This is a genomic window from Xanthomonas hortorum pv. pelargonii (assembly GCF_024499015.1).
Classification (GTDB): Bacteria; Pseudomonadota; Gammaproteobacteria; order Xanthomonadales; family Xanthomonadaceae; genus Xanthomonas; species Xanthomonas hortorum_B.
The window spans coordinates 4,270,436-4,294,827 of sequence record NZ_CP098604.1 but is presented as its reverse complement, the minus strand read 5'-3'; the positions used below and the strand labels follow the sequence as shown (position 1 = coordinate 4,294,827).

Sequence of the window (24,392 nt, the reverse complement as noted above, 5' to 3'; positions counted from 1 at the left end):
GCGGTGCCGGTCATGCCGCCACCGTGCGGGCACCCAATGTCCACGGTGCGAAACGCATCAGGAACCAGCGCAGCGGCACGCATGCGGCCAACGCGAAGACGGTGACGAACAACGCCCAGCCAAGCCCCGGACGCGAGGCACCGAATCCACCAGCCAGTGCCGCAACACCGGAGAGCACGAAAAACACCAGCATGTGCGTGCACAGGATCAACAACGTATTGCGCCCGATCCACTGCACCCATACCCAGCCTTGCACCAACCGCGCGGCGCAGATCACCATCAGCGACCCAAGCAATGCACTCAGCAGAAACAGCGCATGACTGCGGCCGAATTCCAGCATGTTGACGTCGATCCGGCCGTTGACATCAGCCAGCCAGGCAACCGCAATCGCCAGCACTACCGTCGCAAGCACGCTCCCAACCAACGACTTCGGCAGGTGCGGCGAGAGGTGGATCAGCAAGGCGCCAAGTGCATAGAAGCACAGCGACACCGGTAGCACATCCAGTCCGAAAAAAATCCGCACACCCTGTGCCGGGAACCAGTGCATCCAGAACCAGGCCACGACCAGCGACGCCACCGCAATCACCACCGGCGACAGCCAGCGGCGTAGCAGCACGTAGCCAACCACCGTCACCAGCATTACCGGCAGAAACCACAGCGGAGGCTGCACGTACAGGTCCGGGCCGATCCCGGTGAACATCGCCACGATCGGCTCCCACCACGGGTGACTGCCCCAACGTGCAGCTTTTTCGCCGATATTGCGCGTCAGCAGCCAGTACGCATAGCCAAGCAGATAGAACACCACATATGGCAGCAACAGGCTGCGCGCCTGCTTGCTGACGGTCTGCGACAACCCTGTGGCGCGCGAGGCGTACCCGGAGGCCAGCCAGCCGGAGACCAGAAAAAACAGCGGCACATGGAAGCTGTAGGCGAACAAGGTCATGCCGTGCGGCACGCCCTTGGCGTGGCAAAACACCACCAGCAAAATCGCGATCGCCTTGGTGGCATCGATACGCAAGTCGCGACCGCGTTGCGGGGTGGCGACGTGTGCGCCGGCAGTCGGCAAGACCGGCTGCTGTGCCTGCGTCGCCGCCAGATTCATCGCGCCCCTCCCGCAGGCAATGACAGCTGCCCGCCATCGTCGGTTGGATCCTGCTTGCTCACCTTAGCCGTCGTTGCAGCAGACCAGGTCGGCAGCATGTGCCACATGCAGCCGCACACGAACCACCACAGCGCCGAGGTCTTGATCGAAAAGTAGCCGTTGGACACCAGCAGACTCAGCGCGAACGCAAAGATCGCCAGATTCTTGAACAGCTGCCCTTCCTTGCTCGGCATCAGCAGCAGGAACGAATAGGACAACAGAAACGCCAGCACGCCAACGATCGACTGCGATGCGATGAAGTAGGCAATACCACTGTCGAAGTAGCGATACGCCTGCGCAAAATCCAGGCCCATCCAGGACTCGAACGACAGGTTGTTCATCGAATACACGGTGAAGAATATCCGCCCCATCGTGTTGTCCTGATAGGCGGTGATCCCGGTGATCCACACCAGCAACCATGCGGTCATGATCACCACCAGAAACACCAGGAACGCCAGTCGCTGATCCAGGCGTTTCAATAGCGGCGACAGCAACACCATCAGCACACAGGTGCCCGCCGCGAGGCGTCCATCGGAGGCAACGATCATGAAACCGATCAAGCCGACCGACAGAATCAGCATCGACGGCCGCATCCAACGCCAGAACACCAACACGATTGCGGTGAAAAAGCAGATGTAATTGCCCATCGTCACCGGCTCGATGAACATCGAGGAGGCGCGCGGCAAGTTGGAGCCCGGCAGGAAGTTACGCTCGCCCGGCCGCGTGGCGCTGACGAACAGATTGCTGTCTTCGTTCCAGAAGCCTTCCGCGCTCATGCCACGCGCATTGACGAAGAAGCTCTTCGGATTGACCAGATCGCCGTAGGCGCTTGGCATCGCCAGCTCGAAGGCGGCAACCAGCGAGACGATGATCGTCATGCGCACGAACAGCTTGGGCACAGACCCGGTATAGGCCGAACCCAGCACGACAAACGCAAACACCACCAGGGCATCGCGGAAAAATTTAGGATCGATCTGCCAGTTCACCAGAAAGCGCACGAACATCAAGGTGACGATCAGCCCCAACCCGCTGATGATCAACGCGATGCGCTTGCGGCTCATCGAGCCCAGGCCAAGCAGGAAGCACGCGGCGTAGATGATGAACTCGACTGCATAGGTGATCACCGGACGCACCGTGAACACGTTCGCGTTGATCAGCGCCAGCACCAGGTTGTAACCCACGCCGACCAACAGCGTCAGTTCGATCAGCAGGTTATGCCAGCGAACGCGGGTCTCCTCGCTCATTTGGATCAGCATGCAGACGCCTGCTTGAAAGGGGCGGCTGCGATGCAGCCGCCCGCGGCGCTGGACGCGCCAGGTCGCACACTACCCACCATCATCAGTACGCGGTCTTCTGTCCGAACACACGCACCGCGGTCAGCACGATGATGCGGATATCCAGCCACAGCGACCAACGACGGATGTAGTCGAGGTCGTACTGGATACGCTTCTTCATCGTGCGCAGTTCCGGGGTTTCGCCACGGAAACCGTTCACCTGCGCCCAACCGGTGATCCCCGGCTTGACGTAGTGCCGCTGCATGTAATGGTTGATCAGCTTTTCGTAGTGCGTGTTGTGCTGCGCGGCGTGCGGACGCGGGCCTACGATCGACATGCTGCCGCCCAGCACGTTGAAGATCTGCGGCAACTCATCCAGGCTGCTGCGACGCAGAAACGAACCGAAGCGCGTGATGCGGGTGTCGTTCTTGGTCGCCTGCTGGATGGTGGTGCCGTGGTCGTCATGCACGCGCATCGAGCGGAACTTGAACATGTAGAACTCGCGACCGCCAAGACCATGACGACGCTGACGGAAGAACACCGGGCCCGGCGAACTCATCTTGACGCCCACCGCAATCGCCGCCATCAACGGCCATAGGCCCATCAGCGCGATCACGGCCAGGATCTTGTCCTGCAGCGCCTTGGCGACCACGAAGTAATTGTCGCGATCCACACCGCCCTGACGCAGATTGATCACCGGCACATTGCCGATCTGCTCGCCAGACTGATTCAACAGACCGAAGTCGAAAAGATCCGGCACCAGCTTGACGTTGATCGGATAACGATCCAGACGCTGCAGCAACTGCTTGATGTGATCGCGCTCGCCCAGCGGCAGCGAGATCCATACCTGCTCGACCTGGTTGTCCTTCAGATACTCGATCAACGCGTCCGGGTCGCCCAGGCACGGCAACGACTGCCGCTGCTCGGTCACGGCGATGTCGTACGGCGTACGGAAGTAGCCGACCAGATTCATGCCGACCCATGGATTGCGGCTGAGGTAGTGATTGATCTTCATCACCGGATGGCGCAGACCCACCACCACCACACGCTGCACGTCCACGCCTTGCGTACGCAGATGGTTCAAGAAGCCGCGCAACACCGTACGTGCCGCCACCAGCGAAGCCAGGCCACCGACGAACCACAGGCCGATCCAGCCGCGCGAGACCTGCTCGCCCACCTGTACGATCAGCGCGTGCACCGCGAACAACGCGAACACACCACCGAACGCACCACCCAGGACCAACAACTCGCTCAACAACCCGCGACCGCGCCAGCTGCGATACAGCGGGAACAGCGCAAAGCAGATCACCGAATACAACAAGGTGGTGGCGATCGCGACCCGATAGGGCGCCGCCGGCACCCAGGAGCCGAACACGATGCGATACGCAATCAGTCCGGAGACCACGACCATGGTGAGGTCGAAGACGCGCAAAACCAGGTCGGCTGCAGCCGAATACTTGGACAACAATCGCGGCGAGGATGTGGTGTAGGTCGCGCTACTCAAGTCTGCCAAAAGCATGGGGATGTCCTCCAAACTCGATACGGCGCATGCGGGGGAACATACGAAACGCACGCGAGCTTTCAATCATCTCCGTCGAACGATCACCGCGGTAATACTTACCGACCCCAGATCGCACGACAGCGCTTTGTTTCAACAGAGACAAACTTTCAAACGAGGGATCCCAAAACTTACGGGATCCGACTTTTTCCACGCTGAATCAGTTGTCACTTAAATTAACCACCGTTTTGCAACATCACGATGTCAGTTCAACCGCGTCTCCGGCCCGTTGCCTCGCAGGAAGTAGCGCACGAGGGCCACAGCCACACCAAGGAATACGCCAAAGATGAAGCCTAAGGCGAGGTTCAATTTGAGTTTCGGTGAAGTCTTCGACGTAGGCACGTCTGCGGTATCGACGATGGTCACGTTGTTGGCGCCCACGTTGCTCGCAACACCGATCTCTTTGTAACGCTGCAGGAGCGCATCGTAAAGCTGACGGTTGGTATCGACGTCGCGCTTGAGCATGTTGTATTGGATGCTGCGACTCTGCAGATCCAGCTCGTTGCTGCGCAGACCGGCAATGCGCTCGTTGAGCAAACGCTCCTGCTGCACCGAGGCGTCGTAGGCGGCCTTCAACGATTGACGGATGTTGATGACCTCGCCATTGATCTGACGGCGCGACTCTTCGATCTGCGCCTTCAGGCGCCGCATTTCCGGATAGTCCGGCTTGAAGGTCGACAGCTTCTGCTGGTACTCGGTGTTCAAACGGATCTGCTCACCGCGCAGGCTCTGGATCAACGGATTGCCCAGCACCTGCGGCAACGACATGCTGTCGCCGGTGCTGACCTGACGCCATGCCGCCTCGGCCTTGATGCGCGTGTCCTGTGCAGAGGCAAGCATCGCGTTGAGATCGCCCAGGTTCTGCGCCGCAAGCGATGGCTTGTCATCGCCCATCGACACGATCTGCTCCTGAGTCGAATAAGAGACCAGCGTCTTTTCCGAGTCTTCGACCTTGCCGCGCAACTGCTCCAGACGTTCGGACAGGAACTTGGTCGCAAACGAGGACGCGTTCATCCGGCGCTCTTGCGTGCTGACGATGAAGACCTTGGTATAGGTGTTGGCGATCTTGGCGGCCAGCACCGGATCCGGCGAGTCGTAATTGACGTAGACCAGGCGCGAATTGAGGATCGGCTCGACCACCAATCCGGCCAGCAGAGTGTCGGTCAAGGTGCGCTCCACGATCGCCTGGCGCGAATCGACCGACTTGCCGGCTTCCGGATTCTTGGCCGCAGCCTTCTCCAGTGCCTCGTCGACCTGCGCCTTGAACGCCGGCTCCTGGTCCAGCTTGGCTTCGCGGATCACTGCACGCGCCAACGAACGGCTCTGCAGCAACTGGTACTGGGTCTGGTAGAAATCGCGATCCTGCGGCGACTCCACCGGCATCAGATTGTCGACGTTCACCACGTTGAGCGAATCACGCTCGATCTGCAGCGTGCTAGTGGCGCGGTACTTCTCCGGCATCAACAGCGTGATGCCGAAGGCCAGCAGCACTGCGAACAGCGTGATCCCGATGATCAACCAGCGCTGCGAGACCAGCGCACGCCAGTAGTCGAGCAAACCCACATCCGCCAGCTCGAGATGGCCGTGACGATGAGAAGAAGAGGAACGATTTTCGGAATTCATACTCATCGGTAAGCGCGCCACACCATTACCAAGGGGGTCAGTTCAAGCATGGTGCGCAGCCAGATGCGTGCGTCCGAGCGATACACCACAACGATGTCGCCGCCGTAGATCTCCGGGTCGGGATTGGCACCCTTCTCGATCTCGGTCAGGTCGAATCTAGCGATCATTTTTTGCCCATTGACGATGCGGAAGACAATGACATTGCCGCGGCTGGCCACCGTACTGACACCCTTTGCCTGCGCAATCGCTTGCTGCAAGGTCAGGTTGGAGCCGATCACCGGGTAGATCCCGGGCGCATCCACCGCACCAGTGACCGTGACCCGGCGGCCGTTGGACTCCTGCACGAACACCGACACTTGCGGCTGCTGCAGATATCCGGCGGCGTAGCGTTCTGCGACCAGTTTTTCCAGCTCGCCAACGCCCAGGCCGGTGGCCTTGACATCGCCGATCAGTGGTAGCGAGATGTGACCGTTCTGATCGATGCGGACCTGCCGCTCCAGATCGTCGACTTGAAACACCTTGACCAACAGCAAGTCGCCCGGCGCCAGTCGATACTCTGGCTGCACTGCGGACATCGCAAGCGGATCCGGGAGCGGCAGAGAGTCCGCCATCTTCGGACCGGTGCTGCAAGCGCCCAGTGTCATCGAGCAGATCAACGCCAGGCTGAGGCCTTGGCAGAATCGTTCGATCAGTCTTTTCATGCGTGTAGCTGGCTGCCTTGATTGGTGGGACAGGAACCCGCGCAGCATTCAACCGGCCAACACGCCAGCACGAACGTACGACAGAGAAATTCATCCCGTATGACATCGGGATCACGACAGGTGTGACGTGTTGCACTGCACTATGGCATAGAAAGAAAACATCGCAAGACGCTGCACGCCATTTTTTTGACGGCGTTGGCCTATTGATTCAAGTTCGTCGTTGCGACGTTAACAAAACGTGATCCAGTTACTAATCACGCGCTAATGATTTGGAGGATTTTCGGATACTTAGCACCGCTCTGTGATCCAGGTCCACAGCAGACGGGACCGTGTAAAGCGGGCTCTTCGGCCCTTTTCCTGCTGCAGCGCAATATGCCGTTCTGCATATGCGAACCCCTTGCTGAAGCCTCGGAATCGGCATGTTGCGACGCAACAAAAAAGCCCATGCCAGTAAAGACATGGGCCTTGTGCTTGGTCGGGGTAGCCGGATTTGAACCGACGACCACTAGTCCCCCAGACTAGTGCGCTACCAGGCTGCGCTATACCCCGAAGATGCTGCACTCCGTCGCGAGGACGGCCTGCGATTATAGCGGCTTTGCGACACAATTTCCTAGCGGCGCAGCAGTTGCAACACTTCTTCCAGCTCCATGCGCACCTGCTTGATGATCTGGTTGCTCAACGCCGACTCGCTCTTGGCGCCATCGCCTTCCAGGCGCAGACGTGCACCACCGATGGTGTAGCCCTGTTCGTACAGCAGGCCGCGGATCTGCCGCACCATCAGCACGTCGTGACGCTGGTAATAGCGCCGATTGCCGCGCCGCTTGACCGGCTCCAGGCTTGGAAATTCGGTTTCCCAATAGCGCAGCACATGCGGTTTGACATCGCACAACTCGCTGACCTCGCCGATGGTGAAGTAGCGCTTGGCCGGGATCGGCGGTAGCTCGCGATTACTGCCCGGATCCAGCATAAGCCTCCACCCGCTCCTTGAGCTTCTGGCCCGGACGGAAGGTCACCACCGTGCGGGCCGAAATCGGAATTTCCTCACCGGTCTTGGGATTCCGACCGGGCCGTTGATTCTTGCGCCGCAGATCGAAGTTGCCGAAACCGGACAACTTCACCTGACGGCCCTGCTCCAGCGCATCGCGCAGCACATCGAAGAAGGCGTCGACAAATTCCTTTGCCTCGCGCTTGTTCAGACCGACCTCGTCGAACAGACGCTCGGCCATCTCCGCTTTCGTCAATGCCATGCCAATCCCCTGGTTACCGCCTCAACTCCGAATCCGGGCGCGGTGCGCGCGCTCGATCACGGCCACCACATCGGCAACGACTGCGTCGACGTCCCGGTCGGTGAGAGTGCGCGAGTTATCCTGCAAAATCAAGCCCATAGCCAGACTCTTGAAACCTGGCTCGACCCCCTGCCCGACATAGCGATCGAACAGCTGCACCTCGCGCAACAACGGGCCAACCGTGGTGCGCACACTGGCAGACAGCGCCGCCCAGCTCACCTCTTCCGGCACCAGGAAGGCCAGATCGCGACGCACCGAGGGGAATCGCGACAGCTCGCCGGCACGCGGCAGCGCACGCTGCACCAGCGGCGCCAGCTGCAGCTCGAACGCGATCACGTCCACGTCGATCTCCAACTGCTTGGCCAGACGCGGATGCACCTGCCCGATCCAGCCGATGTGCACGCCATCGCGATGGATATCGGCCGACCGCCCCGGATGCCCGAATGCCTGCGTGGAAGGCTGGAAATCCAGCACCGCGCCACTGGCCGCAGCCAGCGCCACCAGATCGCCCTTCAGATCGTGGAAATCCACCTTGCGTGCAGACTCGCCCCACTGCAGCGCCAAGGCATCGCCACAGACTGCTGCGGCGACGTGCTGCGCTTCCTGCGGCGCGGCGCCGGTCTCGGCGGACGCGGTGAATACCTTGCCCAGCTCGAACAGGCGCACCCGCCCGGCCTGGCGGGCGGCGTTGCGGCCCAGCGTCGCCACCAGACCCGGCAACAAGCGCGGACGCATGATTGCAAGTTCCGCACTGAGCGGGTTCGCCAACGGCACCAGACCATCGGTCAGCTGCCAGCGCTCCAACAGGTTCGCATCGACAAAGGCGTAATTGATGGTTTCCTGCAGCTCGCGCGCCACCAGCTGGCGACGCACGCTGAGTTCGTCCAGCTGGGTTTCGCTCGGCATCGCGATCCGGCTTGCGCCACCGGGCAGCGTGGTCGGCACACGGTCGTAGCCGTGGATACGCGCAAGCTCTTCGATCAGATCTTCTTCGATGGCGATGTCGAAGCGACGGCTCGGCGCCATCACCTGCCAACCTTCGGCCACCGCGTCGAGCTGCATGCCGAGCGCGGTCAGAATGCGCACAACCTCGGCATCGTCGATCTGGATGCCCAGCACGCGCGAGATCCGCGCACGCCGCAGCAGGATGCGCGCAGGCTGCGGCAGATGCTGCCGCAATTGCGCATGCACCACCGGGCCCGGCGTCCCACCGGCCAGCTCCAGCACCAGCCGTGTCGCCACTTCGATCGCCTGTGGCGGCAATGCCGGATCCACACCACGCTCGAAGCGATGACCGGCATCGGTATGCAGCCCGAGCTTGCGGCCACGGCCCATGATCGCGGCCGGATCGAAATACGCCGATTCCAGAAATACGTTGCGCGTGGCCTCGGTGACACGCGTCTCCAACCCGCCCATCAGACCGGCCAGCGCAACCAGCCGGCCTGCATCGGTGATGGTAAGAAAGCTATCGTCCAAGGTGACCTGACGCCCATCCAGCAGCGCGAGCTGCTCGCCACTGCGCGAACGCCGCACACCGATCGGCCCCTGCAGCGTGTCCAGGTCGAACGCATGCATCGGCTGGCCGAGCTCCAGCATCACGTACTGGGTGATATCCACCAGCAGCGACACCGGACGCACGCCACAGCGACGCAGCCGCTCGGCCAACCACACCGGCGTTTTTGCCGCCGGGTCGATGCCTTCGATCACGCGACCGCAGTAACGCGGCGCCTCGTTGCCGGCCTCCAGCTCCATTGACAAGGTCCGCGTCGACACCGGCGCCACCGCGCCCGCATCGAAGGCCACCACTTCGCTGGCGCAGGCTGCGGCCACATCGAAGGCAATGCCGCGCACGCTGAAACAATCGGCGCGATTGGGCGTGAGCTTGATCTCGATGCTGGCATCGGGCAGCCCCAGATACTCGGCCAAGGCCTGACCCACTGGCGCATCGTCCGGCAGCTCGAACAGGCCGGAGGCATCGCTGTCCAGGCCCAGCTCCTTGGCCGAACACAACATGCCGTTGGACGCCACACCGCGCAGCTTGGCCGCGGTGATGGTCAGCGCACCGATCTGCGCACCGACCAGCGCCAACGGCGCCACCAGACCGGCACGCGCATTGGGCGCGCCACACACGATCTGCAGCAACTCGCCCTGCCCTGCGTCGACGCTGCAGACCTGCAGACGATCGGCCTCCGGATGACGCACCGCCTCGACGATGCGCGCCACCACCACCTGACCCAGGGCCTCGCCCAATGGCGTGACCTCTTCGACCTCCAGACCGATCGCCGTCAGCGTCGCGGCAAGTTCGTCGCGGCTGGCCTGGATGGGGACGTGGCTGCGCAGCCAATTTTCAGAGAATTTCATGAGGGGCCGGGAATGGAGAATAGGGAATCGGGAATCGCAACAGCGGGAGGTCTTCGGGGATCTGGAAGGTGGGCTGGGAGCGCGCTTGGCTGCTCCGATTCTCCACTCCCGATTCCCGATTCCCAGCCGTCAGGCAAATTGCCTGAGGAAGCGCACATCGTTCTCGAAGAACGCGCGCAGGTCGTTGACGCCGTAGCGCAGCATCGCAAAGCGCTCCACGCCCAGGCCGAACGCGAAGCCGGTGTAGCGCTCCGGGTCGATGCCGACGCTGCGCAGCACGTTCGGGTGCACCATGCCGCAACCCAGCACTTCCAGCCAGCGCGTGCTGCCGTCGGGCTGCTGCCAGGCGATGTCCACTTCCGCACCCGGCTCCACGAACGGGAAATAGCTGGGGCGGAGACGCATTTCGAAATCGCGCTCGAAGAACGCACGCACGAACTCGGACAAGGTGCCCTTGAGGTCGGCGAAGTTGGAGTGCTCGTCCACCAGCAGGCCTTCCACCTGATGGAACATCGGCGAATGGGTCTGGTCCGAATCGGAGCGATACACCTTGCCGGCCGCGATCATGCGCAGCGGCGGCTTGTGCGCATCCATGTAACGCACCTGCACACCTGAGGTATGGGTGCGCAACAGGCGGCCATCGCCAAAATAAAACGTGTCGTGCATCGCGCGCGCCGGATGGTGCGGCGGAAAATTCAAAGCTTCGAAGTTATGCCAGTCGTCCTCGATCTCAGGACCATCGGACAGCTCATACCCCAGGCGTGCAAAGATCTCGACGATGCGCTCGAGCGTGCGCGTGACCGGGTGCAATCCGCCGCGCTCGCTGCGACGGCCCGGCAATGTGACATCGATGCGCTCGCCAGCCAGACGTGCGTCCAGCGCAGCGTTTTCCAGCGTGTGTTTGCGCTCTGACAGTGCAGCGGTCAGCGCGTCGCGCGACAGATTGATCGCTTCGCCAGCGGCCTTGCGTTGATCGGCCGGCAGCGTGCCGAGCTGCTTGAGCTGGGCGGTGATGCTTCCGCTCTTGCCCAGCAATGCAACGCGCAAGGCTTCCAGTTGGTCCGGCGTCTGTGCGGCGGCCACATCGGCCAGCGCGCGCTCGGTCAGGGATTGAATCTCACTCATTGCACTCGCGCCTCAACTGCTCAGCCGAACGGTGTTTCCGGATGCACCGGAACGCATTACCACATATCTTGCCAGCCATCGAATCCACCGATGCCGACTGTCTAAAACGCAAAGGGAAGGACTCGCGCCCTTCCCCCGAATATCTGCTTCGCTCCGGTCAGAGAGTGCACACGAATGCACAAGCTCTGACGGGAACTACCCCTTCAAAAGTCCGCACATGGATGTGCGGGCTCTTGCGAAGGACTCGCACTTACACCGTGCGAGTTCTTGCGAGGGACCTGCATTTACGCAGCTAACGCGCCCTTAGCCTTCTCAGCCAGCGCGGCAAAGCCGGCGGCGTCGTGCACGGCGATATCAGCCAGCACCTTGCGGTCCAGGGTGATACCAGCCTTGAGCATGCCGTTCATGAAACGGCTGTAGCTCAGACCATTGATGCGGGCAGCCGCATTGATGCGGGTGATCCAAAGCGCACGGAACACGCGCTTCTTCTGCTTACGGCCAATGTAGGCGTACTGCTGTGCCTTGATGACCGCCTGCTTGGCAACGCGGAAGACCTTACGACGGGCGTTGTAGTAGCCCTTCGCCAGATTCAGAATTTTCTTGTGGCGGCGGCGCGCCTGCACACCACGCTTTACTCGTGCCATGGTTCAGTCCTCAGAGATAGGGAAGCATACGATCGAGACGGCCCGCGTCCTCGGGACGGACGTGGTTCGTCTGCCGCAAGTTGCGCTTCCGCTTGGTCGCTTTCTTCGTGAGGATGTGGCTACGGTTTGCGTGGCCGCACTTGTACTTGCCGGAGGCGGTCTTGCGGAAACGCTTGGCCGCCGCCCGGTTGGTCTTGATCTTGGGCATTGCAATGTCCTTGATGGTGTTTTGTCACTGACCCGGGCGGCAGTCTTGCGACCACGCTTTCCATCCTTGCCCTTGCCTGCTTGTAAGTCCTTGATCGAACACGATCCGGACAGGTCCTGTACCGCTTGCGCGGCGCCACGGTAAAACCGGGCCGCGCAGTATGCCCGTTGCCGGGAATTCTTGCAAATCGCTGCTGTCTGCACTGCAGCCGACCCCGCCGGGGCCGGCCGCAACGCGGGATCAGATCTTCTTCTTGGGCGCGATCATCATGACCATCTGCCGCCCTTCCAGGCGCGGACGCGACTCGATGACGATGTCTTCGCCAAGATCGGCCTCGATCCGGGACGCCATTTCGCGACCCAGCTCCTGGTGGCTCATTTCGCGGCCACGGAAGCGGATGTTGACCTTGACCTTGTCGCCCTCTTCCAGGAAGCGACGCATGTTGCGCAGCTTGATCTGGTAGTCGCCCTCGTCCGTGACCGGACGGAACTTGAGTTCCTTGATCTCGACCTGCTTGGTCTTCTTCTTGGCCTCGTTGGCCTTTTTCTGCTGCTCGAACTTGAACTTGCCGAAATCCATGATCTTGCAGACCGGCGGATCGGCCTGCGGCTGGATTTCGACCAGATCGAGGCCTTCTTCCTCGGCCTTGGCGAGCGCTTCGTCGCGCGACAACACGCCGACCATCTCTCCGTCGCTGCCGATCACGCGGACGCGCGGCACGCGGATTTCTTGGTTCTTGCGGTTCTGTTTGTTGTCAGGGGTACTGATATTGCAATCTCCCAGGGGAATCGAACCGGCGCATCCGGATCATCCAGACCGGCCGGGGTTGGCTCACGCTGCCTGCTCTGCCTGCAGACGCTCGACGAAGGCCGAGACCGTCATGGTCCCGAGGTCTTCTCCCGAACGTGTCCGCACGGCGACGGCGCCGTTTCCCTTCTCGCGGTCACCGACCACGAGCAGATAGGGCACGCGTTGCAGCGTATGCTCACGAATCTTATATCCGATCTTCTCGTTACGCAAATCGGCGTTTACACGGAAGCCTTGATTTGCAAGGGTTTTCCGAACCAAGTCCACATAGTCTGCCTGGGCATCGGTGATATTTGCGACAACGACCTGGACCGGGGCGAGCCAGGAGGGGAACGCGCCGGCGTGGTGTTCGATCAAAATGCCGATGAAACGCTCCATCGACCCGACGATCGCCCGGTGCAGCATGACCGGATGCTTTTTCTGGCTGTGCTCATCCACGTACTCGGCGCCAAGGCGGCCGGGCATCATGAAATCGACCTGCATGGTGCCCAGCTGCCAGGTGCGGCCGATGGCGTCCTTGAGGTGATATTCGATCTTGGGGCCGTAGAAGGCGCCCTCGCCCGGCAGCTCCTGCCACTCCACCCCGCACACGCCCAGCGCGCTGCGCAGCGCTGCTTCGGCCTTGTCCCAGGTGACGTCGTCGCCCAGGCGCTTTTCCGGACGCAGCGCGATCTTGATCTCGATGTCGTCGAAGCCGAACGCGGTGTAGACCGCCAGGGCCTGCTGATGGAAGGCGGTGACTTCGGCTTCGATCTGCGATTCCAGGCAGAACACATGCCCGTCGTCCTGGGTGAAGCCGCGCACGCGCAGGATGCCGTGCAGCGCGCCGGAGGGCTCGTTGCGGTGGCAGGCGCCGAACTCGCCGTAGCGGATCGGCAGATCGCGGTAGCTGTGCAGGCCCTGGTTGAACACCTGCACGTGGCCGGGGCAGTTCATCGGCTTGACCGCGTAGGTGCGCTTCTCCGACTCGGTGAAGAACATCGCGTCCTGATAGTTGTCCCAGTGACCGGATTTCTGCCACAGCGACACGTCCAGGATCTGCGGGCAACGCACTTCGCCGTAGCCGCTGTCGCGGTAGACCTTGCGCATGTATTGCTCGACCACCTGCCACAGCGACCAGCCCTTGGGATGCCAGAACACCAGGCCGGGCGCCTCTTCCTGCAGATGGAACAGGTCCTGCTGCTTGCCGATGCGGCGATGGTCGCGCTTGTCGGCTTCTTCCATGCGCAGGATGTAGGCGTCCAGCTGTTTCTTGTCGGCCCAGGCGGTGCCGTAGATGCGCTGCAGCTGCTCGTTCTTGGCATCGCCGCGCCAGTAGGCACCGGAAATGCGCGTGAGCTTGAAGGCCTTGAGGAAGCGCGTATTGGGCACGTGCGGGCCACGGCACATGTCCACGTATTCCTGGTGGTAGTACAGGCCCATCGCGGTGATGTCGTCGGACATGTCCTCGATCAGACGCAGCTTGTATTCCTCACCGCGCCGGGCGAACACCTCGATCACCTCGGCACGCGGGGTGACCTTCTTGATCACCTCGTAGTCCTGCGCGATCAATTCCTGCATGCGCTGCTCGATCGCGGCCATGTCGTCCGGCGTGAACGGGCGTTCGCTGTAGATGTCGTAATAGAAGCCTTCGGCGATGACCGGGCCGATCACCATCTTGACGTCCGGGTACAGCTGCTTGACCGCATGCCCGACCAGATGCGCGCAGGAGTGGCGGATGATCTCCACGCCTTCGGCGTCCTTGGCGGTGATGATGCGCAAGCTGGCGTCGTGCTCGATGACGTCGCTGGCATCGACCAGTTGGCCGTCCACCTGGCCGGCGATGGTGGCCTTGGCCAGGCCGGCGCCGATCGACTGGGCGACCTGCATCACCGAGACAGGGGATTCAAATTCGCGACGGCTGCCGTCGGGGAGCGTGATGTTGATCATGGGCAAGAATGAGGTCTGTGCTGGCTGCAGCGCGACGGCTGCAAGGGAGATCTGCCCACTGCGGGACAGGCTCGGATATGGATGCGGCGAGAGGTGGTGCAGAAAGAACGCCGTGCGGGCGCCGTGCGAACTGGCGCGGCCGGAATCAGCAGTGGGCGGTGGTAGTGCTCATGTCGCACGCTGGGCCGGCGCGGAGCGCGGGCCACCTTCTCGCAAGTGGTCTTGGAGGCGAATGGTAAACCAATCAGCGCGGCGTTGCGCATGCCGGCACGTGGCCCGCGGGCGCGTGGCATGAGACCGGCCACCTGTCGTGCCAGTGCTGAGGATGATCATCACGCGCACAAGACGCGCCAAAACGAATGCATTAGCGTAATGGTGTAGCAGCGTCCCAACGCATCCGTGCATACGTATTGATCGCACTCAGAAGCGTCACTATGAGCTCAGAGAGAAGCCTCAAAGGCTCAATCATGAGTCGCAATACCGCAGGGTGATCCTAGATGAAACCTCGAGAAACCCTTTAACTTCAAGCGCTTTGAGTAGAGGACCTGCAAATATTTGTCGGCACCTTGAATATAGTGGTTAGATCGGCTAACAAAACGTAGCGAGCGGTCGCCAGGTGGGTGCGGGCGACGCGCTCAGAAACCGAAGTGTACGAGCGGTAGATGCACATTCCAAACACCAACCGCGCCCGCATGACGGCTGTGCAGTAGTTTTGTTAGCCACTCTTAGCAGGACGTAGTACTGAGGGCGGCCTCTGTGGCAACAGTCATCGGGTAACGCCTCTACGTATAACGTCAGCCCGTGATGCGCCCTCAATCATTGCACTTAAAAACAGAAGTTATGCATGATCCTCAAGGTCAGTGTCTTTGGCGCGTTTGCGCTTGCCTGATCCCTTACGGTTGGCATAAAAGTCTTCCAACCACTGCTCCGGTGTCAGCTGATCCACGCTCACGCCTAGCTGGCCCGCCTTACGCGACAGGATCTCATGCATGATTTCGATGTTATCGGTCGACGAAGAAATCACTGACAGCGCGTCGTCCAGGCCGCGCAAGTTGAGTTGGCACACCGCCGAAGCATGGCCTTGCTTGACTAGGAAGCAGCGCGAGCGCTCGTCCAGCGACACCACCACCTGGTACTCGGCGTCAGTGAGCTTTAGCCCTTCCATATAGTCGTCGCGGCTGGCACTAGGATTGGGCAGCAGGATCATAGTCGCGGTCTGCTCAATCAGCGCCGCGGCAATGTCGCTGGCAAGTGCATCTTCCGGACTCTGTGTAGCGAAGATGCCCAAGCCATTCTGTTTACGGATCGTCTTCTGCTTGTTCTTGGCGAATTCCTTCAGACCGCCCTTACCGTCGAGAATCTTCCAGAACTCGTCCATCACATAAATCAGCGGACGCCCGTCGATCAGTGCCTCCAGGCGATGCAATAGGTAATTGATCACCGGCACGCGCACTTCGGCGTTGTCGATCACGTCGGTGTAATCGAAGCCGATGATTGAGGCACGCGTCAGGTCGATCGTGTCCACCGGGTTGTCGAATACCCAGCCCAGCGAGTTACCGGCGGTCCAGCGACGCAGACGTGCGTACAGCCCGTCGTCGCCCATGTTGGGAAGGCTCTTGCGGAAGTTGCTCATGCTGCGCAGTTGCATCGGCGTGTCCAACATACCCTCTACCGCGCGGTAAATATCCTCTTCCTCGCGCGAACTGTATTCGGGTTTGCCGCCAAGTACCTTGATCAACTCAGCCAGAAATTGCGTATTAGCTTCATTACGCTCACATTGAAAGGGATTGAAGCCTGTCGGCGCGCCGTTTTCCAGCGCCAGATAATTACCGCCGCAGGCGCGCACGAAGATCTCCGCTCCGCGATCCTTGTCGAAGAAGAAGATGGTCGGAATTGGGTCGAACTTCTGCACCTGACTCAATAGAAAATTGATCAGTGCGGTTTTACCTGTACCTGACTTACCAATCACCATCGTGTTGGCAATTGCCTTCTCACCGAGGGAGTTCTCCGCAGGGTGAGTGGCGTGGAAATTGAAGTAATACGGCTGACCATTGGTGGTTTGCAACGTAGTCACACAATCGCCCCATGGATTGTTGTGCTGCTTGCCCTGGGCGAAGTTGTGCAGGGGCGACAAGCCCAAAAAGTTGAGCGAGCTCAGGTTGGCGATCCGCGTGCGGAAACGCCAGTTGCCTGGTAGCTGCGCATAAAATGACGACGCTACTGCCAGGTCTTCTTTAGATGAAACGAATCCAGCGTTAGATAGCTCGGCGCGGGTGGTCGCAATCTGTCGGGCCAGTTTCTCCTGGCTATCCGCGTACACCGCGATCGTGAAGTGGTATTCGCCAAGCACAAAATTGCCCGAGGCCACGTCGTCCATCGCAACATCCAAATCACGGATCTGACTGGACGACTTATCGCCTGACGAAATCATCATACCCTTTGTGCGCTCAAGCACTTTCAGCGCATCATGACGACCGACTGGGCTAAAGGAGTGCGTCACAACATACTCAAAATCCAGATACTTCAGACCATTGAGGATGCCTGGATAGGTTCCATCAGCGTATTCCTTGACATTGAGAATTGCACCAAAATGATTGATACCATCGGGCGTACGGATGACAAAGTCGCCAGTTTTATTAGCGAACATGTGCTTACTGACCGGAAGATAAGCCTGCACTGGCGCTTGCAAAACCGGAACTGGCTCATCGATCCGGTTAAGCAGGTAGCCAAGAAACTCCAGCGTCTCGGAAAACACTATGCCATTCTTGGCTTCATACATGCCTAGCCGATAAGGCGAATAGTCCTTCAGCACAGCCTCCACATTGGTGGCCAATTCGATCATCTTCGCTATGGCCTGCTCTTCCTCCAACCGGATTCGCTCCGGATCGCTAGACTTTTCGACTAGGCGACGGCCAGTGACCACTGGCCGATAGATCATGCTGAAGTACAACTCGTTTTGCATGATCTTTTGCGAAGACAATGCAGCATAATATTCATCCGATAGCGCTTGGTTGAAGGACTGCTCGAAGCGACTGGCATTACCAATTCTCCGACGCCGACGCACATCGTGCACCCAGAACGCTACGTTGGCGAAGTCGGGAGCACGCAAGGTCTGTAGCAGGCGATTGAAGGTGTTGTGGCGCTGCTCCAGCTCGAACTCGTCACGCCCTACGAAGGGAAGACCTGCAAGATGCCAGATCAACAGATAGTCGCCGCCCGTCGTCTTTAGGACAGACGGTGCCACGTGCGTCGAAATGGAGACGAATTCGCTGATCGGACTATCTGGACTAAACATGGTCTTACCAATTTAAAGAGGGAAGCGTGATATCGCACAATCGAATAAGCACCAGCCCCATGCAAACTTACGCGCATGGGGCTGGTCAATCGGACTCAGGTGATCACTGACGTTTTCCAGGAGGCACCTTGCGATATTCGTTAGGACTGAATACCCACATTCCAGAATAGCGCTGTAAATTACGAACACGCATTCGAAACAACCATCGCAACCCTAGCAATCTGAAAATCATCTCGTCCCGTTTAGCCATCTGCTGCATGATGAAGATGAACACGGGGATGGTCAGCAGGTACCATAAATTGAGGTACATGCCCATCATCAGGCCACCGCCAGCACCGATGAAGAATGGGATATAGGGAACCCCCAAAAACATCGCTGGGCGAGTGCACCCACGAAATAACACATCTTTATGCATAGTGATGAAGCGCTTGCAATAAGGCCATTGCCGATTCACCCGTGCACTGACTATCACGCTTACCAATTACCAAGTTAGCAATCTGGCCTGCAGCTCCAATCAACACACCGCCGATGAGAATCGGCGAGACCTCAGAAATGCGCTTGTGAGCAAATGCAATCTGATAGCCTGCAACGATCACCGCAATCGTTACAACAGCCACGGAACCCATGGTAAGCAACGTATTGATATTATCCAGGAAACCACAAACCTTTTCATCGGTCTTGGCCAGATCGCCGACTTGAGCACCTGCACCACCAGCTACCAGCAGGGCCGAAGTGAAAACCAAAGCCTTCAAGGCCTGAATACCGACCATCTTGGCGTCGGCGACCAACTGCTTCTTGTTTACTGATTTCATGATCTATCTCCTTGGACAGGGGGGCTCTCAGCCATCCGATGGCAATTTTTCATCCTTGTTAAAACACAAAGGCACTATCCACCGGAACCTGGCGCGGTGGCGTGGGTTCCCTGGATGGGGTGGCTTGAGTAGCTGAAATCTCAGATGCAGGTCTTCCCGTAGCAGGAACAGCAACGCCGCGCCCCTGCCCAGTTGCACGTATGACGTAAAGATCGCTTTCGGCAGAAGGCGGGAAAGATGTCATTGGATGTTGAGTAGCAGGGGCGGAAGGAACATTTTCAACTTGTGTTTGGCGCTGCACTTCATTTTGCGCAGGCCTCGCCATGTCCTGAATCCGGCGTGAGACAATAGCATCCGCTAGTCTAGCAGCAACTTGGTGAGCAGGATTCTCACTACGTATCTTGACCGGACGATTAGGAATAACTCCTATCGGCTCGGCACCGCCTGCGGCAGCCACAGACTGGCGAATAGACGCGTAAATCTTTTGCACGTAACCGTGCTTGAACCCAGTTTCGAAATTACCGGAGTAGTAGCAACTGAACGATTTTCCCCAATTCGCACCTGAACGAGAATGACACTCAGCCAGAATTTTGGACGCAGCTATCAAGTTGGGACACTTAGCGAAAGCCATTTCGTAGCTGGTCAGTCCATACTTTGTTAAATTGTAGCGATTGACTTGGCCCAAGCCCAAGGAGAAATTGTAGCCCTTCTGCTCCAACATTCTGGCTGTAGCCACGGCCTCCTCAAGACCACGCGGTTCACGCACTAGCCTGCCACCGACTACGCCAATTGCATAGGGGTTTCGTGAAGACTCAACACGTACAACGTGCTGCATTACTTCACCAGGGACAGCTAGTCCAGTGCACCCCATAAGTTCCATGCCAGGCAACATTGTGGTCTTCTCCAATTCGATTGACGTCAATCGCTCGCGGCCGGTTAGCCGCCTCGCAGGGTTCTTGCGGGATCAAAATCAATCCCGGTGATAAAGCGACGCCCGGCGTGCGCTTTGATATGCACAACGATATCAATCGTCATGCGTAATAACCTCTTGATCACCTCGAACTCCAGGCCGGAGCCCTCATTAGAAGCCTTCACCATCAGCGCAAGCTGGTCCCAGGTCTGCTCCACGCTGCCGGCATGGCAGCTGGTGATCGAACCAGGATGGCCAGACGCGCAATTGCGAATGAAGTAAAACGATTCATCGCCACGCAACTCAGCCAGGATAATGCGATCGGGCTTCATGCGGAGGCACGCTTCCATGCAGCTCTTGGCCGTCACATTACTTGCACTTTGTCCACCCTTTGAGTACAGCAGATGCACCGAATTAGGCTGACTGATGAATAGCTCACGGGCATCTTCGATGGTGACCAAGCGCTCCTCGTTTGGAATGTGGTTCACTAAAGCCTTCATGAAGGTAGTCTTTCCGCTACCGGTAGCACCAGCCACGACCACATTTTTCTTATAAAGCACCGACTTCTTGAAGAATTCGGAGTACTCCTTATTGCGGCGCAACTCAAGTAGTTCGCGGTCGTGGTTGCTGACGTCGGCCGCCTGCTCAAGCACTTGGTCGAAAAACCCATCGCTGGTGTACTGTTCGAGGGTCTTGGTGTGCTTGGACGGCAAACGAATCGTAATCGAGACTTTTCCCGCATCGCAGGCTGGAGGAATAACAAACTGCGCACGTTGACCAGTTGGAAATGTTAGCGACACCACCGGATCGGCGTCGGTGATGCGCTGCCCGGTGTTGCTTTCATTAACAACCGCTGTACAAAACTGCCTAGCCCGATCAAAAGTTAACGATGGAACATCTATACGCTGCCAACCATTAATGGTCTCAAGGTAAATCTCGCCAGGACGATTGATGCATATCTCGGTAACTTCCGGGGAATTTAGATAGTCCAAAATACCTAGCACCGAGTACTGATAGTCAAGGAAATCGTTAGAAATCCGCGCAAGCGGAGAATCCTCAATCGTCGTGACAACTCGCTCGTTCACTTTGGCAGAACCGCTGTGAAATCAACATCTTTTGCTACATAGACGTTCAATACTGTGCCCTGATTGATCGTCACAGTTGAGGGACGGCGGCCTGATTTCGCCACCGCCTGCTCTGCAATGTCCTGAACACTACGAGCAGTATTACTTTCAAATGGCTGCTGAGTAATAATGCCACTACTTACTCCGACCGTTGTCGTTTCCGGACCGTATTCTGCGGCAGCATATTTGAAAGCATCGCTAAGCATACTAATAAATAAAGCAGAAGCAATTTTATTGCCCCAGTGTGCATTGTACTGACCAGGATGACCCGCGCTACCGAGGTTGTCGATACCAGGACCTTCCAACTTCACATCAATACCAGTTGGAGTCGTAATGCGGTCCCAAACTACCTGCATTCTAGGAGAGGTTGGCTCCTTTGCGGCATATTGGCCAAGCATCTTTGAGCCCTTTGGCAAGAGCAGATTATGGCCATTGATCGAATACACTGGCTCGGTCACGATGCAGGAAGTGAATCCATCAAAATCACTGATGATTCGGGTCTCCAATATGCATCGGATATACGTCCCACGAACCAAAAGTCCGTCCGGATTGCTGATTGGCTTAGCCAAGGTAGCTTGAGCATCCTCTTGGTCAGCTGGCATCTGCGCGCCTAGTGGACCACCGCCACCCTGTGAACCTTGCCCAGTAGCCTGCTCAGCAAGAATACGACGCTCCAATAAACTTGGACCGCGCTCTCGCTCAGGCGCCACGACACGATCTTCGCTATATTCAGGTGGCGCAACGGGTAATGGCAGCGAATTTTGCTGCTGTACAAGTGGTACCGGATCAGGATCGACGGATGAAGTGAGATTTTGTGGCAACGCTGGCGCGACGACGGTCTCAGCGCGCGGTTTAACTGTCTCCGGCTTTTCTGAGCTACGTGAAACCAACCAGAAAATGGCAAGAATCAATAATGCTGCAATACCAGCCAAAAATATCAAGGCTTTCCGGTTAAGTCGCTTGATGTCGTTGGAATGCAGCACAGGCTCATTGGCGTCGAGATCCGGATTCTCCGTTGCTCTCTGACGCGCGAAATACGGATTACTGTCGCGCTCGTCATGTTCCGCTCGTGACTGCTCATCACGTCCGGGAATGCGCTCATCAGGATTTTTTGGCGTGTTTGAATTCACTTTTGCTTATTCCTTCGCAGACCTACGACATTGCTGCCATGGCGAACCACCAGGAACGGATAGGTACCATGCACAACTAATGTATTCCCTTCGACCGTAGTATTGACCAGAAAGTCTTCACCATGCTCTTTTTCACGACCAAAGACCGCAGGAAAATTGCCTGTCGGGAAACGGGTCAGGTCCATATTAATATAGGTGAACTTTCCGTCATCATATACCCGACTTGGGACAAGCCAAGACTTTTTAGTGCGCGTAGAATAATCGTAATCGTAGTAATAACGGCGGTCCTTCAAAATTTTGGCATTCAGCTGCGGCCCTTCCTTTACTGCAGCAGCATCCTCAGGACCATTAAAACTAGTATCCCTTGGATACGTAAACAAGACCTTATATTGCACGCCAGCTTGTTTCGCCTGCTCAAGACGCTGCCAATCAGTCGCTACGACTTTGAGCTCAAGAATATAAGAATGCGTTGCCGTACGAATCATCATGTTCGTATCGACATCGACGTTCTTGGGCTTAAGATAGAACACGTTTTCGCGGCGAGTCAGTTCCCACCCCCCCGTGAAGCCAGTGCTGTAGTCCAGAATCTTTTCGTTAGGACTAAGCTCGACCTGGGTAGTGATTCCCAGCCCTGTACGCACCTGATAGATACGATCTGGTGCGTATTCGTATTCCTGCACCACCTGCGCAGCTGCAGATGACATACACAGCGCGAGCGGTAGCAACGCAAGTAGCGCCATCCTGTATCGGCTAAAGAGATTCATCTACCACTCGCTCCATTGACATTATTCGGTGTCCCCTGAGATTGGATCGTAGGCTGGGCCTGATTTGGATACGCCGCGGGCGCGATCTGTTGCTGAGCCGGTACACCAGCAGGCATCACAGCAGGCGCCATTGCACCCGGTGTGACTGGAGCTGCCGCTCCAGACATGCCGGGCTGCGCGGTCGGGACTGACTGCGCAGGTGCAGATGTCGCCGGAAGCGTTTGTGCGCCTGAAGCAGGAACTGCGGGCAAAGCCGAATAATCGTTATCCACGCGGTAATCAGTGACTCTGAAGCCCAAGGGATTTTCCACCCTCAGTTCATCGCTCATTTGAAGATTGTCTTGGTAAGCAAACTCCATCGTCGCGATCTTATTATCCAACAAGGTGCTGACTGTGGAACTTTTATCATAGATATTCCGCTGAAAACGCACGGTCGCACCCGAGAAAGGCTTACCCTTGCCACCTATGAGAGTAATACTCAGGATACTGATGCGGATTGCACGATTCCTTCCATAAACAAGGAAAGGTCTAGCCTGATTATTAGCCGCATGTAGCGCACGATACTCAGAAAGTACGCTCGTAGCGGCCATTGCGCCGACAGTATTCCAGTCGCGATCGCTGATCGTCGACGCGTCATAGGATTCGCGGGCAATGATAAAACGCGCAATATTGCTGCGCGCCAACGCCTCACTTGTGCTGATCGCGCGCCCCCCATAATTAGCTTCGAGCTTGGCAATGGTACTCGTGCCCGAATACGCATCCGCCATCACCAGATACGGCACTTTTTCTTTCAGAGGCAGCATGTAGTAGTAGCCACCCGCCGTCATCACGGTGACCAGCATCGATAGCATCGCCACGATCCATGCACGCTTTTCGCTACGGCGTGCGAGATCAGCGATGCTGACCTCGTAATTCACCGCTTTCTGGACAGCCGCACCTACTTGGGCGGAGCCATCCTTTTCATTGACCTTCTTACGCAACATGTCTAGATCCGTCACCGTAGGGCCTTGTCAGGCCTGAAACTATTGCCGCCATGCAGCGCGGGCACTTGGGAGGCAGAGCTTTCGCAGACCGAATGCTTAGAACGCATCGAGCCAGCAATCAGCCCTCAGAGCTTGGCTCCAGACGACACGGGGACAGGCTGCACCAACAACTTGTTCGCGGACACCGATACCGACACGCCTTGCGCCGCATACACTGCGCTCAGTTCGGTGGCAGCTTGCTGGACACTGGTCGTGCTTATCGTGGAAACCGGCCCGATCAAGGTGTAATCCGACGGCAGGTTGTAGGACAACTGCATATTGGAATCCGCAGCCCATCGCTCCAGCATCGTTTTCAGCGTGCCGTCCATCGGCGTCGCCTGATAGGTGTAGGAGGTGTAGAGCGGGATCTCGGTTGGGGCTTCGTCAAAATGATTGACGTGCTTCCAGCGCCCACCAAAATCAGCAGCAGGCTTGGTCGCGCAGGCGCCTACCAAGACAGAAGCCACCAGAACCAATGACAACTTGGACAAATACATCGGATTCACTCGCACATCTCCAACTCATGAAATTTCGGGCGTAAGACAGGCAGCACAGCGCCTTCGTTCACCACATGGCGACGAAGGTCAAGAATTTTTCGGATGCCACTCGACCAAGCGCAGTCGCCCGAGCCGCTGGAAACAGGCTGATCGGCAAGACCCATGCGCAACACTGGCGAAA

The 24,392-nt window shown here is 58.2% G+C and carries 22 protein-coding genes, 1 tRNA gene and 1 other RNA gene; all 24 read right to left on the bottom strand.

Features of this window, described 5'->3' with window-relative positions:
- Positions 1–10: 10 nt before the first annotated feature.
- The 24 genes from NDY25_RS18455 to NDY25_RS18340 all read right to left on the bottom strand — a co-directional run bounded on the left by NDY25_RS18455 (position 11) and on the right by NDY25_RS18340 (position 24,211).
- A complete protein-coding gene (locus NDY25_RS18455) occupies positions 11–1,102 on the bottom strand; it encodes an acyltransferase family protein (protein WP_168958443.1) in 1,092 nt (363 codons plus the stop codon).
- Positions 1,099–2,385 carry a polysaccharide biosynthesis protein GumE gene (locus NDY25_RS18450; RefSeq protein ID WP_168958464.1) on the bottom strand — a complete coding sequence of 429 codons (1,287 nt, stop codon included), beginning with the start codon at positions 2,383–2,385 and terminating at the stop codon, positions 1,099–1,101. The genes NDY25_RS18455 and NDY25_RS18450 overlap by 4 nt, the downstream gene beginning before the upstream one ends.
- A 94-nt stretch (positions 2,386–2,479) precedes the next feature.
- The gene (locus tag NDY25_RS18445; protein WP_023904402.1) at positions 2,480–3,934 is read right to left on the bottom strand and encodes an undecaprenyl-phosphate glucose phosphotransferase; all 1,455 of its coding nucleotides are present in this window, start codon (positions 3,932–3,934) and stop codon (positions 2,480–2,482) included.
- Positions 3,935–4,177: 243 nt separating this feature from the next.
- Positions 4,178–5,617 carry a GumC family protein gene (locus tag NDY25_RS18440; protein ID WP_251754885.1) on the bottom strand — a complete coding sequence of 480 codons (1,440 nt, stop codon included), beginning with the start codon at positions 5,615–5,617 and terminating at the stop codon, positions 4,178–4,180.
- On the bottom strand, positions 5,599–6,297 hold the full coding sequence (locus NDY25_RS18435) for a polysaccharide biosynthesis/export family protein (protein WP_168958445.1): 699 nt from the start codon (positions 6,295–6,297) through the stop codon (positions 5,599–5,601). Before NDY25_RS18435 ends, NDY25_RS18440 begins: the two co-directional genes overlap by 19 nt.
- 472 nt (positions 6,298–6,769) lie before the next feature.
- Positions 6,770–6,846, bottom strand: a tRNA-Pro gene (locus NDY25_RS18430).
- Positions 6,847–6,907: 61 nt separating this feature from the next.
- Positions 6,908–7,264 (bottom strand): MerR family transcriptional regulator, encoded by a 357-nt coding sequence (locus NDY25_RS18425; RefSeq protein WP_005995911.1) that lies wholly within the window; start codon positions 7,262–7,264, stop codon positions 6,908–6,910.
- Positions 7,245–7,544, bottom strand: a complete 300-nt coding sequence (locus NDY25_RS18420) for an integration host factor subunit alpha (protein WP_002811076.1) — start codon at positions 7,542–7,544, stop codon at positions 7,245–7,247. Before NDY25_RS18420 ends, NDY25_RS18425 begins: the two co-directional genes overlap by 20 nt.
- A 21-nt stretch (positions 7,545–7,565) precedes the next feature.
- Complete coding sequence (gene pheT, locus NDY25_RS18415) at positions 7,566–9,944, bottom strand: phenylalanine--tRNA ligase subunit beta (RefSeq protein WP_168958446.1); 2,379 nt, start codon at positions 9,942–9,944, stop codon at positions 7,566–7,568.
- Positions 9,945–10,073: 129 nt separating this feature from the next.
- Positions 10,074–11,069: a phenylalanine--tRNA ligase subunit alpha gene (locus tag NDY25_RS18410; RefSeq protein WP_168958447.1), complete on the bottom strand. Its 996-nt coding sequence runs from the start codon at positions 11,067–11,069 to the stop codon at positions 10,074–10,076.
- Between the two features lie 284 nt (positions 11,070–11,353).
- On the bottom strand, positions 11,354–11,713 hold the full coding sequence (gene rplT / locus NDY25_RS18405) for a 50S ribosomal protein L20 (protein WP_006449140.1): 360 nt from the start codon (positions 11,711–11,713) through the stop codon (positions 11,354–11,356).
- Between the two features lie 10 nt (positions 11,714–11,723).
- Positions 11,724–11,921, bottom strand: a complete 198-nt coding sequence (gene rpmI / locus NDY25_RS18400) for a 50S ribosomal protein L35 (protein WP_006449141.1) — start codon at positions 11,919–11,921, stop codon at positions 11,724–11,726.
- Positions 11,922–12,161: 240 nt separating this feature from the next.
- On the bottom strand, positions 12,162–12,704 hold the full coding sequence (gene infC, locus NDY25_RS18395; protein ID WP_080639730.1) for a translation initiation factor IF-3: 543 nt from the start codon (positions 12,702–12,704) through the stop codon (positions 12,162–12,164).
- A 48-nt stretch (positions 12,705–12,752) separates the two neighbouring features.
- Positions 12,753–14,657, bottom strand: coding sequence for a threonine--tRNA ligase (thrS, locus tag NDY25_RS18390; protein WP_168958448.1), 1,905 nt, complete (start codon positions 14,655–14,657; stop codon positions 12,753–12,755).
- Between the two features lie 586 nt (positions 14,658–15,243).
- Positions 15,244–15,321, bottom strand: a non-coding RNA gene (locus tag NDY25_RS18385) — sX9 sRNA.
- A gap of 174 nt (positions 15,322–15,495) precedes the next feature.
- Positions 15,496–17,952 carry a VirB4 family type IV secretion/conjugal transfer ATPase gene (locus tag NDY25_RS18380; RefSeq protein ID WP_168958449.1) on the bottom strand — a complete coding sequence of 819 codons (2,457 nt, stop codon included), beginning with the start codon at positions 17,950–17,952 and terminating at the stop codon, positions 15,496–15,498.
- Between the two features lie 103 nt (positions 17,953–18,055).
- The gene (locus NDY25_RS18375) at positions 18,056–18,367 is read right to left on the bottom strand and encodes a VirB3 family type IV secretion system protein (RefSeq protein WP_104551019.1); all 312 of its coding nucleotides are present in this window, start codon (positions 18,365–18,367) and stop codon (positions 18,056–18,058) included.
- The gene (locus NDY25_RS18370) at positions 18,360–18,764 is read right to left on the bottom strand and encodes a TrbC/VirB2 family protein (RefSeq protein ID WP_104551018.1); all 405 of its coding nucleotides are present in this window, start codon (positions 18,762–18,764) and stop codon (positions 18,360–18,362) included. Before NDY25_RS18370 ends, NDY25_RS18375 begins: the two co-directional genes overlap by 8 nt.
- A gap of 58 nt (positions 18,765–18,822) precedes the next feature.
- The gene (locus NDY25_RS18365) at positions 18,823–19,644 is read right to left on the bottom strand and encodes a lytic transglycosylase domain-containing protein (RefSeq protein ID WP_168958465.1); all 822 of its coding nucleotides are present in this window, start codon (positions 19,642–19,644) and stop codon (positions 18,823–18,825) included.
- Positions 19,645–19,700: 56 nt separating this feature from the next.
- The gene (gene virB11 / locus NDY25_RS18360) at positions 19,701–20,759 is read right to left on the bottom strand and encodes a P-type DNA transfer ATPase VirB11 (protein WP_168958450.1); all 1,059 of its coding nucleotides are present in this window, start codon (positions 20,757–20,759) and stop codon (positions 19,701–19,703) included.
- Positions 20,756–21,928, bottom strand: a complete 1,173-nt coding sequence (locus NDY25_RS18355; RefSeq protein WP_168958451.1) for a TraB/TrbI/VirB10 family type IV secretion system protein — start codon at positions 21,926–21,928, stop codon at positions 20,756–20,758. Before NDY25_RS18355 ends, virB11 begins: the two co-directional genes overlap by 4 nt.
- On the bottom strand, positions 21,925–22,692 hold the full coding sequence (locus tag NDY25_RS18350; protein WP_168958452.1) for a TrbG/VirB9 family P-type conjugative transfer protein: 768 nt from the start codon (positions 22,690–22,692) through the stop codon (positions 21,925–21,927). The genes NDY25_RS18355 and NDY25_RS18350 overlap by 4 nt, the downstream gene beginning before the upstream one ends.
- The gene (locus tag NDY25_RS18345) at positions 22,689–23,675 is read right to left on the bottom strand and encodes a VirB8 family type IV secretion system protein (protein ID WP_168958453.1); all 987 of its coding nucleotides are present in this window, start codon (positions 23,673–23,675) and stop codon (positions 22,689–22,691) included. Before NDY25_RS18345 ends, NDY25_RS18350 begins: the two co-directional genes overlap by 4 nt.
- 125 nt (positions 23,676–23,800) lie before the next feature.
- Entirely contained in the window at positions 23,801–24,211 is a 411-nt protein-coding gene (locus tag NDY25_RS18340; RefSeq protein WP_055827836.1) for a TcpQ domain-containing protein, read from the bottom strand.
- Positions 24,212–24,392 lie beyond the last annotated feature (181 nt).